General features: G+C 48.3%; 1 rRNA gene. It reads left to right on the forward strand.

The features are described from left to right. Nucleotides 1–234 (forward strand): 23S ribosomal RNA (locus FUA24_RS03855); the annotation flags it as partial.

Below are 234 nucleotides of genomic sequence, written 5' to 3' on the forward strand. Positions count from 1 at the left end.
TTTAGTTAGTAGTGGTAGACGCGAAACCGTGTGATCTACCCATGGGCAGGTTGAAGCTGTAGTAACATACAGTGGAGGACCGAACCGGTTGACGTTGAAAAGTCTTCGGATGACCTGTGGGTAGGGGTGAAAGGCCAATCAAACTCGGAAATAGCTCGTACTCCCCGAAATGCATTTAGGTGCAGCGTTGATTTAGTTTTATAGAGGTAGAGCTACTGATTGGATGCGGGGGCT

This window comes from Seonamhaeicola marinus, from assembly GCF_008085455.1.